This window comes from Kiloniella laminariae, assembly GCF_027214005.1.
GTDB classification, from domain to species: Bacteria; Pseudomonadota; Alphaproteobacteria; order Kiloniellales; family Kiloniellaceae; genus Kiloniella; species Kiloniella laminariae_A.
In genome coordinates this window covers 904,305-922,493 of sequence record NZ_JAPWGY010000001.1, presented here as the reverse complement: position 1 = coordinate 922,493, position 18,189 = coordinate 904,305, and the positions used below count along the sequence as shown (strand labels likewise).

Annotated in this window: 17 protein-coding genes and 1 pseudogene; 9 read left to right on the top strand and 9 right to left on the bottom strand. The window is 50.3% G+C overall.

Annotated elements, in window-relative coordinates; genetic code table 11:
- Nucleotides 1–111: 111 nt before the first annotated feature.
- On the bottom strand, nucleotides 112–669 hold the full coding sequence (locus tag O4H49_RS04255) for a cysteine hydrolase family protein (protein ID WP_269422175.1): 558 nt from the start codon (nucleotides 667–669) through the stop codon (nucleotides 112–114).
- 141 nt (nucleotides 670–810) lie between these two features.
- On the opposite strand from O4H49_RS04255, the gene O4H49_RS04250 reads away from it, so the two are divergent.
- The 3 genes and pseudogenes from O4H49_RS04250 (at nucleotide 811) to O4H49_RS04240 (ending at nucleotide 1,718) form a co-directional block, all read left to right on the top strand.
- A complete protein-coding gene (locus O4H49_RS04250) occupies nucleotides 811–1,251 on the top strand; it encodes an Lrp/AsnC family transcriptional regulator (RefSeq protein ID WP_269422174.1) in 441 nt (146 codons plus the stop codon).
- Nucleotides 1,252–1,418: 167 nt separating this feature from the next.
- Nucleotides 1,419–1,499, top strand: a pseudogene (locus tag O4H49_RS04245) (IS6 family transposase); the annotation flags it as partial.
- An 18-nt stretch (nucleotides 1,500–1,517) separates the two neighbouring features.
- Nucleotides 1,518–1,718: a hypothetical protein gene (locus O4H49_RS04240; RefSeq protein WP_269422173.1), complete on the top strand. Its 201-nt coding sequence runs from the start codon at nucleotides 1,518–1,520 to the stop codon at nucleotides 1,716–1,718.
- 54 nt (nucleotides 1,719–1,772) lie between these two features.
- Here the strand turns inward: O4H49_RS04240 and O4H49_RS04235 are convergent, their stop codons facing one another.
- From O4H49_RS04235 to O4H49_RS04225, 3 genes are read right to left on the bottom strand one after another with little or no spacing between them, the layout of a single operon-like run.
- On the bottom strand, nucleotides 1,773–3,173 hold the full coding sequence (locus tag O4H49_RS04235; RefSeq protein ID WP_269422172.1) for a hypothetical protein: 1,401 nt from the start codon (nucleotides 3,171–3,173) through the stop codon (nucleotides 1,773–1,775).
- On the bottom strand, nucleotides 3,161–5,365 hold the full coding sequence (locus O4H49_RS04230; protein ID WP_269422171.1) for a sensor histidine kinase: 2,205 nt from the start codon (nucleotides 5,363–5,365) through the stop codon (nucleotides 3,161–3,163). The genes O4H49_RS04235 and O4H49_RS04230 overlap by 13 nt, the downstream gene beginning before the upstream one ends.
- A gap of 27 nt (nucleotides 5,366–5,392) precedes the next feature.
- Complete coding sequence (locus tag O4H49_RS04225) at nucleotides 5,393–6,931, bottom strand: DNA cytosine methyltransferase (RefSeq protein ID WP_269422170.1); 1,539 nt, start codon at nucleotides 6,929–6,931, stop codon at nucleotides 5,393–5,395.
- A 536-nt stretch (nucleotides 6,932–7,467) separates the two neighbouring features.
- Here O4H49_RS04225 and O4H49_RS04220 point away from each other — a divergent pair.
- From O4H49_RS04220 to O4H49_RS04205, 4 genes are all read left to right on the top strand, one after another.
- A complete protein-coding gene (locus tag O4H49_RS04220) occupies nucleotides 7,468–8,037 on the top strand; it encodes a DJ-1/PfpI family protein (protein ID WP_269422169.1) in 570 nt (189 codons plus the stop codon).
- Between the two features lie 352 nt (nucleotides 8,038–8,389).
- Nucleotides 8,390–8,929, top strand: coding sequence for a YaeQ family protein (locus O4H49_RS04215; RefSeq protein WP_269422168.1), 540 nt, complete (start codon nucleotides 8,390–8,392; stop codon nucleotides 8,927–8,929).
- A gap of 133 nt (nucleotides 8,930–9,062) precedes the next feature.
- On the top strand, nucleotides 9,063–9,281 hold the full coding sequence (locus O4H49_RS04210; RefSeq protein WP_269422167.1) for a hypothetical protein: 219 nt from the start codon (nucleotides 9,063–9,065) through the stop codon (nucleotides 9,279–9,281).
- Nucleotides 9,278–9,859, top strand: coding sequence for a Fic/DOC family protein (locus O4H49_RS04205; RefSeq protein ID WP_269422166.1), 582 nt, complete (start codon nucleotides 9,278–9,280; stop codon nucleotides 9,857–9,859). Before O4H49_RS04210 ends, O4H49_RS04205 begins: the two co-directional genes overlap by 4 nt.
- A gap of 21 nt (nucleotides 9,860–9,880) precedes the next feature.
- On the opposite strand, the gene O4H49_RS04200 is transcribed toward O4H49_RS04205, so the two are convergent.
- Together O4H49_RS04200 and O4H49_RS04195 are read right to left on the bottom strand one after the other, a co-directional pair.
- Entirely contained in the window at nucleotides 9,881–10,501 is a 621-nt protein-coding gene (locus tag O4H49_RS04200; protein WP_269422165.1) for a GNAT family N-acetyltransferase, read from the bottom strand.
- A gap of 1 nt (nucleotide 10,502) precedes the next feature.
- The gene (locus O4H49_RS04195) at nucleotides 10,503–10,952 is read right to left on the bottom strand and encodes a rhodanese-like domain-containing protein (RefSeq protein ID WP_419715207.1); all 450 of its coding nucleotides are present in this window, start codon (nucleotides 10,950–10,952) and stop codon (nucleotides 10,503–10,505) included.
- Between the two features lie 164 nt (nucleotides 10,953–11,116).
- On the opposite strand from O4H49_RS04195, the gene ftrA reads away from it, so the two are divergent.
- Nucleotides 11,117–12,250 (top strand): transcriptional regulator FtrA, encoded by a 1,134-nt coding sequence (gene ftrA / locus O4H49_RS04190; protein ID WP_269422164.1) that lies wholly within the window; start codon nucleotides 11,117–11,119, stop codon nucleotides 12,248–12,250.
- Nucleotides 12,251–12,623: 373 nt separating this feature from the next.
- Nucleotides 12,624–13,598 carry a permease gene (locus O4H49_RS04185; RefSeq protein ID WP_269422163.1) on the top strand — a complete coding sequence of 325 codons (975 nt, stop codon included), beginning with the start codon at nucleotides 12,624–12,626 and terminating at the stop codon, nucleotides 13,596–13,598.
- Nucleotides 13,599–13,818: 220 nt separating this feature from the next.
- Here O4H49_RS04185 and O4H49_RS04180 read toward each other — a convergent pair whose 3' ends face one another.
- From O4H49_RS04180 to O4H49_RS04170, 3 genes are all read right to left on the bottom strand, one after another.
- A complete protein-coding gene (locus tag O4H49_RS04180; RefSeq protein ID WP_269422162.1) occupies nucleotides 13,819–15,843 on the bottom strand; it encodes an ATP-binding protein in 2,025 nt (674 codons plus the stop codon).
- Nucleotides 15,844–15,855: 12 nt separating this feature from the next.
- Entirely contained in the window at nucleotides 15,856–17,193 is a 1,338-nt protein-coding gene (locus tag O4H49_RS04175) for an ABC transporter substrate-binding protein (RefSeq protein ID WP_269422161.1), read from the bottom strand.
- Nucleotides 17,194–17,345: 152 nt separating this feature from the next.
- Nucleotides 17,346–18,155, bottom strand: a complete 810-nt coding sequence (locus O4H49_RS04170; RefSeq protein WP_269422160.1) for a substrate-binding periplasmic protein — start codon at nucleotides 18,153–18,155, stop codon at nucleotides 17,346–17,348.
- Nucleotides 18,156–18,189 lie beyond the last annotated feature (34 nt).

The following is an 18,189-nucleotide window of genomic DNA, read 5'->3' as shown; positions in this document are numbered from 1 at the left end:
ACAACGAAGGGACCAGCTGCCCGGATATAGACCGCAAGTCCATATCCGGGCACCTGATCGTCACGATAAATTTTTTTGTTGATATTTTTTATTGATGACGAGGATTAGTGGCTACCCCACAACCTCCGCTACATCCACGACCTGGCAAAATTCTCCGTGCAGGTCTGCAAGAGCCATTTCGTGAATTTGTTGGGCTTTGTATATTTTGCCGGTGGGACCCACGCGGTCGAAAGTGGCGCAAGCGTCTGCTACCATCTTGACTGTGTAGCCCATATTTTCAGCCATTCTTACCGAGGTGCCAACGCAATGGTTGGTGGTCAGTCCGGCGATGACCAACCTGTTGGTATTTATGCGACGTAGATAGCCATCAAGGTCAGTGCCGGCGAAAGCTGAATTCGCTCGTTTGATGATCACGGGTTCACCTTTTTTAGGGGTGAGCGATGCCATGATTTTGCCCGTGGGTTTGTCAGTACGCAGCGGGCTTTCCGGGTTAAGGCTGTGGTGAATGACGTGGGCGACGGGCCGGTTGTTGTCACGCCAGAATTCCAGCAGGGATTTTAAATTTTGCTCCACATCCGGATTGTTCCTGTTTCCCCCCCAATAATCCCAGTCATGAAAACCTTCCTGGCAATCAACCAGGATGAGGGTGGCGTTATTACTGTCGGTCATTGTTGAGTTCCTTATGGTCGTGATATGGAGTAAACCTCTTGTCACAATGGTCTGAAATTTGGGGTTCAGTGGCAATATGACGGTTTGACCAAAGACGATGCGTTCCAGTCAGATCCACCAGGTGAAAAGTTGAATTTACATATGTCGATGAAAAAACTTGATGAGCGCGACCAAAAAATCCTGGCTTTGCTGGAACGCGATGCCCGCCTGCCGATCAGCGAACTGGCGCGGCAGATCACTCTGTCGCCCACGGCAGTACGCCAGCGCATTGCGCGGATGGAAAAAGATCAGGTCATCAAACGCTATACCATTGACATGAAGCGCGGTGATGAGGAGGCGGGGATCAAGGTGATCATGATCCTTAATCTGAAAGGCGCTCATTGTAAAAAGCTGGTGGCCGCGTTGGGGCATTTGCCAGAGCTGCGAAAATTCTGGTCATTGACGGGAGAGCTTGATGTGACGCTGTTACTGCAGGTGTCCAATGTGGAGCGCCTCGGAGATATCACTAGCCTGATCAGCGATCACGAGCTGGTCGACAAAGTTCAAACCCATGTTGTAACGCAGACGCATCTGGATCGGTGATATGGTTTTTGGGCTGAGGCCCCATCAGCCAGAACTCACTGGCGCTTTTGCAAAGTTGACTTGAAGACAAAATATCTTTGGTCTTTCAATATTTATGGCTCCGTTGCAAGAACTTAACTCCAGGTTATTCCTCTTCAGGTTTTCATTTTCTATAGGGGGATTTCTCGATATCTGAGTTCAGGTGGCGTCACTATCATGGCACGGTCATCCTTCAATGTGTCCGTTGGTACTGCAAATATGGTATCAGCTAGAGAGATCTCGAAGAAATGATGGAAGAACAGGGAGTTGAAGTCGATCATTCGACCCCGGCAAAAACCGACAGCAAAGCCACAGCCAGCGCAACAGACACCCCGAACTTCCCGGGCGCCCCCACGCCAGAGGAAAAACAAACCCTCTACAGCGCCCTGACCCACCCCCGCGACCTCGCCATCCTCCTTGCCCCGAAAGCAGCGGTTGATTGGGTGTGAAGGGAGAGACTTACTATAAGTTGCATATGTGTCAAAACCCAGAAAAAATTCGAGTTATTGAAAAGAAATTGTACCAATTCTTGAGTTATATGCTGAAAACCGATGGATCCAACTCTGCAATAAACTCTCACGAATTCGCAGTTTTTTTGTCAATTTCAATTCATCTGATAATATCATTTTTTCGGACAATGCTGTGATATATTTAGAGGAAAATCCTAAGAGATAGTTCGTACCATCGAGCATGATTTTGACTACTATTGTTGAGTCCGATTGTTTTAAATGAACTTCGTTTGTTATGCTCGTCACTGGAACCAAGATGCCAAGTGCTATCGTTTTTAAAGGTTTTTTTTGATTGGCAAAATCACACGCTGGGCTGATTTCTACCATAGCTATTTTGCAAGCAGTTTTTGCAACACGAAGCGGGGTGGAACAAAGTTCTTGATACTGTGTTTTGAGCCCTGACTTTTTTTCTGTATCGGTCTCACCCCTTATTTTCTGGTTTAGAGCGTGTCCCTTCTGTGTCAGGGTAAGAAATTCGTCCTTCATTCGTTCCGCTTGATTGTTCGCTTCTTTTCCAACATCAACCTTTTGAAACAATGTTTTAGGATTTTCAGAAATCCATACATCTCCAGGGCAAATGATTTTATCTTGTGGAGAGGTTTCTATATGTAAGATTGTGTTTAGCTGATGTTTCGAAGTTTCATGCACGACGCCAGCAGCCTCAGCAAACACATTATTCCAAATTTCCTGAGTGTTATCAGTAAGGCTAAGAAGCCCCAGTTTGTCCTTAAGAACGTATGAAAATGCCTCATTAATAGCTGTCGCTTCAAAGCCCCTCAAGTTACTTCCGGCAACACTGATAGCGAGCGACTTCAAGTTCTGGGGTAGTGTATCCTCGTCAAGACTTGATAGTGTATTAACACTTTCGATCGCAGCCTGTAATACACTACACTCCCAATGCATAAGAGCTCTGACAGATACTTGGCCCTCCAAATGCGTTTGGAACTGTTTGAGTATCGCTGCTGCTGAATACTCATTGTCACCGATACTACATTCATTTTTGCAGATACTATCAAAGTACATCGGCAACCTGATGCCGGATTTTGTGAAATATTCTTCAACCCTCGCCCTTAAAACACCAAGCGCTTCCGGTTTCGAAGTCCAAGCCAATACTACGTAGGGACCCTTTGTTTCTCTGACGATATTACCCAAACAAGCAGCAACATTCGATAAGTCCGACTTTGTTGGTTCCATACCACCATCTCTGAGTTGAATATCGGTAATGATCACTCTAGGAGAAGCCGTCGATACCTTCGTGCACAACTCTCGCGCTAAGGTTGGATCCTTGTAATGCACAGGAAGCGTTGATATGCCCAGCTCAGCTAATGCGGTTGTTACTCCAATGATATCTTTGATCTGATCATCAATTACAACGGCATTAATCACTTCTTGCAAGGCGTGCCTCCGTTAAAGACAAGCGCTACAATTGCGCCGTCTGCCTGCTCTGGAACTCCATCAATTTCACCCTGATCGAGTAATACAAGTTCGCCTCCAAGCATCTGCATCACCGTATCCGTATAGTACAATCCAATACCCATGCCTCCAGACTTAGTTGTTCTGAATGGCTTAATCATTTCACCTTTACTTATATCTCGCCACCCAGACCCGTTGTCAGCGATTACGATGGCAGGGCCTTTATCGAACTCTTCACTGACACCTATGTGAATGTATTTTTTGCTAAGCTCCCCACCCCATCGCTTGTCCAACCAGTAAATCGAATTATCAATGAGGTTATTAACTGCACTAATGATAAGGTTTCGTTGAGCCTTAATAATAAAGTTCGGGTGCTCCCCGGTTAGGACAGGGCAACTATAAATAATATCATGCAATGTGAAGCGAACATCGGCTAAATCCACGTTGGATTGCAGAATTGATGCTAGCTCCCATTCACGAGCTTTCTCCTGCTTGAGCAAGTTTGCATAGGTATCCAAGAGCAGTTCAAATCGGTCAAACTGCTCTATCACTATGCTAATATCTTTACCTGCAAGCAGGTTCTTTTTTGCATCAGATATACCATGCTGTATCTCATGAAATGCGAGCGTCATATTCAATCCAGCCATACCTGAAGTTAACATGATGTCTTGCATCTCATTGTAGCGTTTCTCAGTACGTCTAATGGCAGGAGCCAACTGTTCTTCCCAACCGTTAGCAATCGCAATTTGCTTCAACTCATCAACCGGATTGTCTATCCCAAGAAAAGATATTGAGGTGGACTTTTTTGTTACTTGGCGAAGTCTATCTTTGTCGATCTGTCTAAGGCTCTCCAGTTTTCCGAGGGCAGAATTTACGACTGCTTTTAGTTTGGAAAAAGTTTCATTTTCTATGAAGCCTTCCCTGTTAGTTTTTTCGATAAGATTTGGGCAATGCTCAAGTTCTAGCGAAATAGCTCCTACCGCAATTCTCCGATTAATACCTTTACCAAGTCGGTTTACTCGCCGACTGTCCATCTCGAGCCAGTCATCATTAGGTTCGCCATAGTTGTAAACACGAATACCATCGCGATAGACACGTATTCCCTGATTTTCGCTCAACCACCTCTTGATGGCATTCTGTTCCCCTAACGCAGCGTCAAAATCAAAGACATAAACCTCACCTAATATAGGACCAAGATCTTTTAAAAAATCAGTACGATCAGTTTGGTAAATTGCGTGAAAATTTTTTTCCAGATCAACCTTTCCTTTCGGCAACTCAAGATAACTGTCTGTCTCGGACGCTTTGCGACCTTCAACTTTAAATTGTTTTTTTAGTTGTTCGTTAGGAGCAAACTGATAGTCCCATGACCACTTATCTTCAGAAAACAAAAATGAAAACCTGAACAAAGATTGCTCAATTATCGCTTTCAGATCAAAAAGATCAATCGTCCAGTCATCATGACCTGGGACACTCAACGAAACGTCAAAGGTTGAAGCTGATTTATCTAGTCGATAGGCCTCAAACTCAAACGGGGATTTGATTGACTGAATGTTTCGATAAAGATTTCTAACATCTCCGCGTGTAAGGCTGGAATTCAGTTCTTTTATGACAATCCTCGTCCCAGTACTTCCATTCGTGAATACTTGTGGCATCTCCCGCTCTTCAACCACGATTTCTGCATCTTCGATATATTTACAGCTATCAAGAATAGCCCAATCGATCTTCAAAAAAATTTCAGGATTATTTTTATTTTTAGTAGTTAGTTCAATGATCTGTCCGAGTTTATGGACTGCAAATCGACCTACACCTTTTTCACCTAGGGGTAATCTATTATGCTTAGCCGTGCGCTTACCTTGGTTGCGCTTCGTCTGCTTGTGATCCGCCCCCGGCTCTAGCCATATATTAACAATTGTATCAAGGCTCATGCCTTCGCCACCGATGTCAGTGATTTCAACACTTGCCGTTGAAACATCTTCGGGATTCAGAATCGTAATTTCAACTCTGTCCGCATCGGCATCGTAAGAGTTCTTAACCAGCTCGAACACCGCCAGTTGAGGTGTACCAATCAACTGATCACCCAACAATTTCAGTAGTCTCGCACGTGGCTTAAATGATGCTTTCATGAGAACTCCAAATTCATAAATTTCAATGGCATATATAATAAGAATTGGCAAGCATTACCACCTACGCGAAAGCTGTCACTACAACCCAGAGGTATCAATATATTTAAAAACTGGGAGCAAAGCGTCGGCGATTTGCTTAGCTAAATATGGTGGAACTGCGTTTCCTACTTGGACAAATTGTTGAGTCCGACTGCCTAAAAAATGATAATTGTCAGGGAATGTTTGAAGTCTCGCCGCCTCTCTGACTGTTAAACTACGACATTGAGCAGCATCGGGATGGATGTAATAGTGCCCATCTTTTGAAATATGACTTGTAACCGTTGTTGCCGGCGAATCCCAACACTGGACGCGGAATCGATCGTTAAACTTGCCACTCTCCCAGTTTGCATGACTAGGGGCGAGTTTTGAAGGAAACTCTGGAGCTTTGGGACTTCTATTTTCGGCCTTTGCGAAACAACTAGCAAAAAGATATCGTGTAAGATCAGGAATCATATGCCCACGAGTTTCATTGCAAGATAGCTTGCTCAATCGCTCATCACTTAAGAAGTTACAGAGCTCTTGCGAAATACTTTTTAGAAAACTCGAAGAGGAATGTGATATACGCTCTTTATTTGGATTTTTTAAGGTTTTCTCTACTCTCCTTAACTCGTCAAGAAATTTTTCTTTATTGTTGCCCATATAATCGGAAAGACAATTATTCACTTCGTCGATAGCTACAGCAAGCGCATCATACCAAGCCAATTTTTCATCATTCCGGCTAAGGCCACTTCTAAGTTCAGGCATCCCTCCAAGAACATCTTTCACACATGACTGATGAATATGCTTATTAAGAACAGGTATGAGTTCAGGAGGTAATCTATCCGCAATCGATCTTTTTATTCCAACGATAATAACTCTATGCCGCCCTTGAGGAACACCAAAGCTTTCCGATCTAAGAATAAAATCTTTTGGAGAAGGTCTATTGCACAATCGATCAGCACGAGATAGCGCAAATAGAGTATAACCTTCCCCTGCAGCCTCCAAATCACTCAAAACAGCTTCAAAGATTATTGAACCTTCTACTGAAGATGAAAGTATTCCTTTCACATTCTCCATGACAAATATGCTGGGAGAGAAATCAGATAAAACGCGACAATACTCCCGGTACAAAAAATGTCGCTGATCTCTACTTGGTTTGTAAGCTTTTATTCCAGCGTTACGAGCCCTGCCCACTAACGAATAAGCCTGACACGGTGGCCCGCCAATTAATAACGTCTGACTACCTGCAACGGCCTTTATCTCTTGAATCCTTTGTGAAAGCATTTCTGCGGTCTTAGAAGTCCCCAGCTCCGCACACCATACTTCACGTTGAGCCTCTTCCCATTGGGTAGGATACAACTTTGACCAGTCAGGTTCTTTTGAGTTACTCGCCAGCCAACTGTAGTACTCTGGCGGATATTCGTCGAATTTACGCAGAAATGAACGAAGAGTAAGTGTCCTATAAGCAGCCAAATCTTTTTCGATCGACACATCGAGTCTATATTTCTGTTCAGTATTTAGCACAGACGCGGAACAAAAACCTTCACCAAGACCTCCAGGCCCAGAAAACAAGTCAACAATATGGATATCTGAGCTCAAATTATTGCCTTCGAAAATCTCTTCATTAAGGGATGTCAGTGGTTGGTAATCCCACTTATTCGATCTTATATAAGATATTGAATTATCTTACAAAGAGCAATTCATGTTCCATGGAAAGCTTAAACTATTTAGGTTCAGGTAAATGTTTGATAATGAAGCTAAGCTGCTATAGAACCCGACCGCAGTTCTTCTCCGTTCCTGGGATTGCAATTTCAGCCTTTCGCCCCCGAGTTTGCACACCACTGCCTGTGTGCGCGGGTTTTTCCAGACGAAGAGACTGCCCCTAATCCAACAACCTTGGCACATGAAGTTAAAGCTCACGTATGAGAGCAAAACCACCCTTCCTGAAACGCTGGTCGTTACTACTTATTTCAAAATTCCGATTATATTTTTATTTTGTTTTTAACTATTTACGCCCACGTTCCATTGATTCATCAAGAGATCTAACCAAGCCTTTTACAATCTCTCCGATTAACCATTGCGCCAGCACTTTGTTCACGTTAAGTTCCCACCAGAACAACCAGAGGGTGATAACGATGACAAAGATAGCGGTACTTCTCACACAGGGTTTTGCAGATTGGGAATACGCTTTGATTGCGGGAACTGGCGGGCCGTTTTATGGTCTGGATATCCGGTTTTTTACGCCTGTGACGGGTGAAGTACAATCACAGGGCGGGCTGACGGCCCTTGTTTCTCAGGACCTTGATGCGATGGCGCAGTGGGAGCCCGAGGCGGTTGTCGTCGTTGGTGGCATGATCTGGGAGACGGATCAGGCCCCGGATATCTCTGGTCCTCTCAAGGCACAGCATGCCCGTGGCGCGGCAGTTGCCGGGATCTGTGGCGGCACACTGGCGCTGGCCCGTGCCGGACTGCTGGATGAGCTGCGCCATACCTCGAACGATCCGGATTTCCTGACCCGGAACGCCGCGACCTACGCAGGCTCCGCACATTATGTCAGCAGCCCGGGCGCCGTCTCAGCCGGGCGCGTGATTACTGCCCCCGGCACCGCCCCGGCCAGCTTCACCGCCGAAATCTTTGCCGCCGTGGGCCTCGCCCCGGAAACGGTGGACCAGTTCAAGGCAATGATGGCCGCAGAACACAGCTGACCTTCAAAATAAAACTGCCAGACCCAAACGCTTGCGCCTTCGCGCAGATAAATCGAAGCGTTCGTTTGGGTCTGGCGCCTGTTCGCCCCCCCCTGACCGCCCCCTGTCCAGCAGAGTTTCCTCCTGTTCAGGCGCTTGCCCGAATGCCCCTTGTTCGGTTTCCTGCCCGCTCCCCCATTCGGCTCCCGGGCCTACCCGGGTGTTTTCTGCTTTCCCAAAGTCCCCAGACCGATTAAACATCCCCGGGTCTTCAATATCCGCGTAAAACAACGACCCGTAAATCTTTTCACCCCGTAAATCGTTTTACCCTGTAAATCGTTTCACCCCATAAATTGTTTCACAAGGACAAGACATGGCGCAGAAAGCCACCATCTATAAAGTTGAACTTTCCGTTGCCGATATGGATCGTCACTATTACGAGACCCACAATCTGACCGTTGCCAGACACCCTTCGGAAACCGATGAACGCCTGATGGTGCGCCTGCTGGCCTTTGCGCTCAACGCCCATGAGCAGCTGGAATTCACCAAGGGCATTTCAACCGATGACGAGCCGGACGTCTGGCAGAAAAGCCTGAGCGGCGAGATCGAGCTGTGGGTGGCCCTGGGCCTGCCGGGCGAGAAGATTGTGCGCCAGTCCTGTGGCAAGGCCGACAGGGTCATTATCTATAGTTACGGCGGCAGCACGGCGGATATGTGGTGGGAAAAAACCAGAAACAGCACCACCCGGTTTGACAATCTGCAGGTGATCAATTTCTCCAGAAAAGACACCAGCGCCCTGGCAACACTGGCCAGCCGCTCGATGAAGCTGCAGGTCAACATCCAGGACGGCGATGTGATGGTCTCTGTCGATGACACCAGCCTGCATATTACGCCGGTAAAGTGGAAAGCCTGACCCGACACCCCGGATCGCCGAGGGCAAAAGCCGGATCGTCAGCCAAGGGGCAGCATGTTTCACCCCTGCAACTGCACCATCTTCAAAACAAAATACCAGTACCTTCTTTTGAAATAGGTGGTATTATAAGAACATGAAAAAAAGCACTCATACAGAAAAACCTGGCGCAAATGCTCGCTTTGTCAGCAAAGCGATTGGCTCCACGAGGGCTGCAAAATTTCTGGCCGTCGAGGGACTGACCTTAAGCCCAAAATCATCGGAGGCCTTAAAAAAGTTTAAGGCAGCCGGATTAAAGGGCGACCCGCTGCGTCGGGCCATATCAGCACACTTCAAGGCCGCCAAGCGTGCATGAGCCGATATAACTCTGTCAAAGATCCCCTTTGTTATCCTGATTCAGACGTCCTCCGAAACAAGGCAGACCTGACCGAGCAAGACGAACTCGACCAGTTTGAACAATTGATGTTTCTGACCCGTTCCGAGGAAGATCTTCCGGTTGGTAATCTGGATTACGCCCATTACCGTGACATTCATTTTCATTTTTTTCAGGATGTTTATGAATGGGCTGGCAAAATACGCGAGATCAGAACCGGGAAAGGCGAGAACTGGTTTTGTTTTCCCGAGTATATTGATACTTACATGGAAAAAATATTCACAGATCTGGCCAAAGAAAACTACCTGTCAAACAGCACCGACAAGAACCATTTTTCGGAACGCGCTGCCCATTATCTATCAGAAATCAATGCCGTTCATCCCTTCCGTGAAGGCAATGGACGCTGCCAGCTAACCTTGCTAACAATGCTGGTGGAACATGCAAACTTCAAATTCATTGAAGACAGGCTTGATGAAACGAATTTTATGAATGCAATGATAGAAAGTTTCTCTGGAAACAATCACCTCCTGGTAAACTGTATAGGCGACGTGATCGAATAGGCGGAGAGACAAAAATTACTTTCATGGCGATACAGGCGCCTGACTGATCGAAAAGCGGACCTTGTTTTTCCCCCTGGCGCCTAGCTCCCGGTAAAATCTGATCGCCGGGTCGTTCCAGTCCGGGGTTTGCCATTCCAGCCTCTCCAGCCCCTGTTCACGGACTTCTTCCAAGGCAACATTGAACAGCCTGCGCCCCAGTCCCCGTCCGCGGTATGCCTGGCGGACGAAGAGACAATCCATATGCAGATAGTCGCTGGCCCGCCAGGTTGAAAACTCGCGCGAGAGCGCAAGGTACCCCGCCGCCTCTTTCCCGCAAAACAGAAGATAGACCAGCAACCGGGGCCAGGGGGAGGCAAACGCTGGATCCGCCCTACACCTCTCCCCTTGCCCCTCCTGCTCTGTCGTTATCTCTCCTGCGTATTGCGGCGGAGGCAGAAGCGCCGCAGCAATCCCCGCGGTAAAATGGGTGGCGTCAAACCCGGCCTGTTCAAAGGCGGCATGGGCCGCGCAGAGATCGGCAAGAACCGGGATATCCGCAACTCCTGCGCGGCGTATCACAGGAGCCACGGGCATCTCGGGTACCACGGGTACCTCGAGTTCATTCGGACTGAGGCTTTCAGATACCTCTGGCATTTCGGGCATCTCAGGCACCCGCGGCCTGACCCACGACCTCAGGCGCCGCAGCCTCACTCAAATCAAAGCCCTCATCAAGCCAGCCGGTGATCCCGCCGATCATCATCTTGACGGGCAGGCCCAGCCGCGCCAGTCGCACCGCCGCCTTGTTCGCGCCATTGCAATGTGGCCCGGCGCAATAGACGACAAAAAGTTTATCCTTGGGGAATTTGGCCATACGCGAGCCGATCATCTTGCCGTGCAACAGGTTGATCGCACCGGGGACATGGCCTTTGGCATACATTTCAGGACCACGTACATCGACCAGGATAAAGTCCGGTTCCACCCCGGCCTGTGCCGCAGCGCCCAGGCTTTCATGTACATCCCAGCAATCGGTCTCAAAGCTCAGCATGGCTTCAAAATGGTGCCGGGCCAGATCGGATGCGGCGGCTGGTGTCTGGGTTACGGAACTGGTCATCATAAACTCCCTGGTGTGAACGTGTCTGTCAGATTTGACTGCCCCATATAAACCCGGTTCGCAAAAACACACCATTGGCGTTAATGACAAAGACTGGTAATATTTCGCCAAACATGTCATCAGGTGATTTCCTCCCTCCCCGGCCCCAACCTGCAGAGCCTTTGCCCATGCCTTCAGCCCCCGAGCACCCGGACTGTCCTGAACATCCTGACTGTCCAGATTATCCGGATACTCCCGCACCCCGCACCGTCAGCCCGGAAGAGATCGGCGAACCCCCAATCACTCCCCCGGTCGAACCACCTGATCCCGACCCGGAAAACCCGACACGAGCAGACCCCGGCCTTGTCGTGGTGATTGCCTATGATGGCCTCTGCACCTTTGAATTCGGCATCGCGGTCGAGGTCTTTGGCCTCGCCAGACCGGAATTCGACTTTCCCTGGTACCGCTTTGCCGTGGTCAGCGCCGAAGGGAAAAAGCTCCGGGCCACGGGTGGCATCACGGTCGAGGCCGATGCCGGGCTGGAGTTGTTGCAGCAGGCCCGCACCATCATCATGCCCGGCTGGCGCGACCGGGCCGAACAGCCCCCGGCGGCTTTGCTCGCGGCAATTGCGGCGGCCTCAGAACGCGGGGCGCGCTGTCTCTCGATCTGCTCGGGCGTTTTTGTCCTCGCCGCGTCGGGTATCCTGCAAGACAAACGCGCCACTACCCACTGGCGCCACATGCCGCTTCTCAAGCAACGCTTTCCCGATCTGCAGGTCGAAGAAGACGTGCTCTATGTCGATGAAGGATCAGTGATCACCTCGGCAGGCAGCGCCGCCGGGATTGACGCCTGTCTGCATCTGGTGCGCCGGGATTTTGGCAGTGCGGTTGCCAATACCGTGGCCCGTCGGCTGGTCACTCCGCCGCATCGCGACGGCGGACAGGCCCAGTATGTCGCCGCGCCGATCCAGCAACGCCCCGGCCAGAACATGAGCGAGGTGATGGACTGGGCCCGGGATCACCTGTCAGAACCGCTGGATATGTCCGCGCTGGCCAAACGTGCCGCCATGAGCGAGCGTACCTTCCTGCGCCGCTTTTGCGAAACTGTCGGCAGCCCGCCCATGACCTGGCTGCAGCGCGAACGCATGTACCGGGCACAGCAGATGCTTGAGACCTCGCGCTCTGCGCTGGAGGACATTGCCGAACAGTGCGGCTATCGCTCGCTCGAAACCTTTCGTGTTGCCTTCCGCAAGCTGGTCGGCACCTCCCCCGCCGCCTATCGCAAACGCTTCGCCCAGAAAGAAACCGCCCCCAACCGTTAAGGCCTTTAACCTCTGGAATCATACAGAGATACACCGGGTATTGCTTTACTGTCCCCCTGTCATTCAGATCCTTGATCTATCCGGCCTCGAATATATCCGGCCCTGGATAGGCCGGGTTTTGAATAGGCTGGTCCTGGATATATTTGCCATGGCCCTCCAGGACTTCAGCCCTGCCCCTGCACCGAAGGTGGAAGAAACCAACACCGGAACCCTCCCCGGTTCTTTCCGCTTCCCTGAAAAGAACTCCCTGAAAAAGCATTGCCTTAAAAAGCATTCAGAAAACCTTATTTCGATATTATTCGAAATTCATTGACAACCGCACTATTCAAAACCATAGTATTTCCATAATACCGGAAATATGGAAAATAAAACTATGTACGACGACCTTGAAGGCCTGCTGGCAAGTCCTGAAACTCAGACCATGCTGATGGACAGTGCAGAAATGTTCGTAATCCTGTTCGGCGAATTAACATTTCTGTTTATCGTCATCAGCTACGCCGTTGCCCTGATCAACCAAAAATTGCCCGCCGAGAAAATACAAAAGCTATTGGGCGGACGTAAGGGGCGGGGCTATCTGACTGCCGCCGCGCTGGGTGCCGCAACGCCGTTCTGCAGCTGCTCAACCATTCCAATGTTAATCGGACTGTTAAAAGCACGGGCCGGATTTGGTCCGACCATGACCTTTTTGTTCACATCCCCTCTGCTCAATCCGATTGTTATCGTGCTGTTTATTCCGGTATTAGGGCTAAAAATCACCCTGTGCTACGCAGCCCTGGCTCTCAGTGCCTCCATCATCGCCGGGGTTCTGTTACAGTTTTTTGGCTTTGAGCGTTACATCAAACAGGAAATGCTCCAGACCAATTCTTCAGGCTGCAACACCGGTTGTGCAACAAGTCAGGAAGTATCCTGCTGTGGAGGCCCAAAGAAACAGGAGCCAACCCTCTGGCAAAAAGCCTGGAAAGAGACCTGGTCTCTCTTTCGCACCATGTTTCCCTTTATGCTCGTTGCCATGGCAATCGGGGCTTTGGTCCACGGCTTTGTCCCTGCTGATTTTTTTGCCGAAGTCGCAGGTGCAGATAATCCCGTTGCCATCCCCACAGCAGCACTTGTCGGTATCCCGCTCTATATCAGGGTGACGGCATTGCTTCCCCTGGTGGGGTCTTTTCTCGCCAAGGGCGTCAGCATGGGGGCGATCATCGCGCTGGTCATCGGAAGCGGTGGTGCCAGCCTGCCGGAAATGATTTTGCTCAAACGCCTGTTTTACTGGCCCTTGATGCTTGCTTTTTTACTGGTGATCTTCAGCATGGCCGTAATCGGCGGCTTTACCTTCAACCTCTTTGTCATCTAGGCCATCAGGACAGGTTTACCAACAGGGCAGGTTTAGATGTAAAGCCTGTAATCAATAGATCTGCCCTGTTTCTCTTTTGACTGTCCAGCTGGAGCATAAAGCCTGATCAGGCCTGATTAGGACAAACTAGACCAGACCAAACTAGGCCAAACCATGGCCGCTGTCCTCAGCCTCGGCCCGGCCGCTACTCCGTCACCTGTGGCCCCTGCTGAGTAAAGCATTAGTGCACCATCGCTACTGCCGGGGCGATTTCCTTGCCAAGTACACGCTCGCCCGGGAAGATCAGCACCACTTCGGTGCCAACGCCGGGGTTGCTGCGGATGTCAATCTTGCCGCCGTGCATTTCCATCATGTTCTTTGCCAGTGGCAGGCCAAGCCCGGTGCCCCGGCTGCTGCCGTCATAGGCTCCCTTGACCATCCCAAAAGGTGTCAGGGCCGTAACCAGCCCCTCATCATCCATTCCGATGCCCGTGTCGGTGACCGCCAGGCAGAAATGGCCTTCTTCATCCCAATAGCGTGACAGCATGACCGATCCGTTGGCCGGGGTGAACTTGACCGCATTGCTCATCAGATTGACCAGGATCTGCTTGACCAGACGGGCATCCCCCCAAAAGCGCATTGGCGCGCTTTCGCTATCTTCCTCAATCCGCACCCGCGCTTCCTGGGCCTGGAACTTGACCATCTGCAGGGCCTCGTTCAAGGCCTGGTTGAAATCAAACGGTGCTTCGTTCATTTCCAGACGCCCGGCCTCGATCGAGGAAATATCCAGAATATCATTGATAATATCCAGCAGGTGTTTGCCGGAAAGACCTATATCGCGGACATATTCCTCGTACCGGCTGTTGCCCAAGGGCCCGAAGGTTTTCATCTGCATTACTTCAGAAAAACCGATAATCGCATTCAGGGGCGTTCTCAGCTCATGGCTCATAGACGCCAGAAACTTGCTTTTGGCCTGGTTGGATGCCTCCGCAGCACCGCGCAGATAGGCCAGGATACGGACCTGTTTGCTGATCTCGCGGAATATCAGACTGACCAGCAACAGGAAAATCCCCGCCCCGGTCAAACTCAGAACAGAAACGGTAATCCAGGTCGTGGAAAGCTCATCCCCGGACAAGAGATCCGCCTTCTTCTGGCGATTTTGTTCAAACTGGACAAAGCGGGCCCAGGCCCGTTCAAAATTACCGGAAAGAACCTCCATGTTTTGCTGCAGGCTTCGGCGTTGTAACTGCAGGAACAGATAATCCCGGCGCAGGGGGTAAAATCCGTCTCCGGTGACATGAATGGTCTGATGACGCTGATCGATCACATAGCCCGTACCGAAAAGCGACTTCATCAGGCCCTCCAGCTCGGTTTCCCCGAAGACAACCCCGTTTTCCCCGGCCAGATTGAGCGCGACCATATCGCGTTGCAGACGCTCAAGTGCCGGTTTCAGCTTGTTGTCCTTGATATCAACCAGATGATCATAGTTATCTTCACCTGACAGGACTTCGATCAGGCGCTGTACATCCGCCAGTTCTCGCTGCAGATTGCTCCAGGTTCCCCGGATGTAGCGGATGTGGGCATCCACCAGTTCATGGGCCAGCTTTTCCGCCTCGTCCCCTGTTGCTTCCTGATATTTCTGGATCTGACGGGCAGACTCGATCCGCTCCCGGCCAACAACAGCGGTCAGGATTCCGTGCATGGCCGTGATCTCGCCCCGGACCTTTTCCAGCGACTTTCTGCTTTCAATGTCATTCAGGATCGGCCTATAGGCCTTGCGCCATCTGTTAACCTGGTCAAGCAGGGTGACAAAGCCCTCGGCAGAACTGCGCAAAGCCAGCCCGCCGCCCTTGTCGCTATCTTCATCGCCATCCAGAAGATGCAGAAGGCTGTCGCGGAAATTCTCTACCTGCTCCGGCCCTGCCTGGTGCTGGATTACGCCCTCCGGATTAAGAATATCATTGATCGTTGCCCGGCTCCGGCTGAACAAAAGTCTGATCTGGGCACTCTGTGCTGCAAAGCCGACCTTTTCCGCTGTCCGGTCCGCCAGTTCTTTTTGTTGGTTGAGAACACCCCATCCCATCAGAAGATTGATCGACAGGGCTGTCACCAGAATCAGCCCCACCAGAGCCCATAACATCCGGTTGACCTGTCTGGCCTCCATATTCGGTGTCTCGGCCTCCCCCGGTAAACCAGATATTCCGCCAGATAAAGAATATCCGGCAGATCCTTTTTTCGGAGAAAGATTATCAGTCCCTGGTTTCATAGACGTCCCGTCTCAACGCGGAAGGAAAGAAGATATTTGTGACCAGTCAAAAGGGACGAACTCCCCATCGACAAAAACTGTTGGCCAGATTTCATGGCTTGCCTGATGCTGCTGTGGATCGAAATACAGTGTATGTCCGGTTCCGATATCAAACCTCCCAAGCTTTTCAAGTGCATCAACGATATTATCCCGGGTTGGCTCTTCCTTCAGGCTCTCCAGGGCTTTGATAAAGATACGGGCCGCGATATACCCCTCCAGACTGCCAAAAGATTCCGGGATACCCGGCGCATGTTCTGCCAGCGCCTTGTGGTACGCCCGGACAACTGGAACCAACAGGTCCTTTGGATGAGGAACAACCTGCGTCACAATCACCCCTCGGGAATAATCCACACTGTCATCGTGTTTTATATCAAATGTCGTCAACAGGCTCGCCTTTTCACCCTCCTGCATATACTCGTGAATAGCCATAGGCTCTTCGGTCAATTCCCGCGCCAGCGAACCACTGCCGACAAAAGAAACATTCAGAAACAGGGCTTTTATCCCCGCATCGCGAGCCAGATGGATAAAGCGTGCACTGGGGGCATAGGCTCCAACAATAATCACGGCTTTCGGTCTGGGGTTCGCCAGTAGAATATCTGCCAATGCATTTTCCACAGCCAGTGTATTGCGCTCATAGCGCGCGTGGGTGATTGCCGACGGCGAGCTCAGACCATGCTGCATCAACGCGGCAATTCCCCCGACATATCCAGCATCGCCATAAGAATCCCACTGGGTGAAAAAAGCGACCTCCTCCGGTTTCACTCCCCCATGTTCGATCAAGGCCTCAACCATGGCCGAGGTTTCCTGGGCATAACTGGCGCGGTAATTGATAACATATCGATCCGGTGGGGTCCTGCGCAGCCCCCCGGCCCCGGTAAAGGGCGCAAAGAACAGTACCTTGGCGTCATTCACAATTGGCAAAGCTGCAATGGCCGTTGGCGTCCCGACATTCCCGATAATCGCCAGAACCTTTTCCTCACTAATGAGGCCATGAATATTGGGCACAGTACGCACGGGTTCATAGCCATCATCCAGAGCAACCAGGCGGAGTTTTTTTCCTTGAATTCCCCCTTTTTCATTTTGCTCGGCCAACCCTATGCGCACCCCCAGGTACATATTCTGCCCCAGATCCGCCGCAGGTCCACTCAACGCCGTTGACATCCCCAGTTTGATTTCCCCCTCCGGGCTTATTGCCTCTGCTGATATGGCAACACCGTGGAGCAACAGAAAAAAAACAACCGTACACAGGCTGGCAATCAGCTGTGCCTCGGGTATCATCCTTAAAATGTACTGTTTGGCTGGGCGCGTCATCACTTCGTTTGCAAGGTGAACTGGTCGGTCAATCCTAGCCTCTCATGTCTTTATATGACGTTAACTCCGGCAGGCTCGAGTGACAGGAATCGCCCGGTCAGCACAGGAAATCCAAACGGTTTCACAAAAAAAGAAAGTGCTGTTCACAGCTTTCAATTAACCAGCTCCTGCACCCCGTCTGTTCGCATCAAAGAACCATTTCCGATTTGCTCTATTTCGCCCTGATCCGTCAGTTCCTGCAGACTTTGATTAAAGCTCTGTACCCTCATTTCCGAACCGGGCAATCCTCGGGGGAAAATGACATACCCCAGATCGACACTGACGAATGACCCGATGTCAACAACCTGTTCCCGATCTTTACCAAGATATTCGCGTCGGGCCATCCCGGCGACAAAGATATCCTCAATGAAGAAATCTGCCCGCCCCTTGAGCACCATCAGCCAGCAGCTTTTGATGAAAGGCGGCCGGATACGACGGATTTCGTTTGCCGCATACATCCTGTCAAGCTGTTCAAGTCCGCCATAATGATGCGGCAGGCATTCCGTTAACCCGGCCAGATCAGACAGATTTTCAAAGTCAATATTAGCCTTGCGGTGCACAAACACTTTGCTCCGCCATTCAATCACCGGGTCGCTGAAGAAAAAAGCGGCTTCTCGCTCTTTTGTACGTAAATAGGGAAAGGTAGCAACAAAATCGCCCCTTTCTGCCAGAACATATCCTCGTTTCCAGGGCAGAAAATCGACAGAGGTTTCGTATCCCATATGGGAAAAAACATGCCGAACAACTTCTGTTACCAGGCCTCCGCCTTTACGCTGCTCAGTGGTATAGGGAGGATAGTTCCCGGTAACAAGTTTCAGTTCCGTGGCTTCCGTACGCCACAGGGGAAACAAGGTCAGAAAACTCAAAAGCAGAAGCACTCGCGGGGTGCGGCTATATTTACACGGCAGGGTCATTCCAGGCATGAGATACACGCTCTCTCTGCTTTCATTAAAGAGC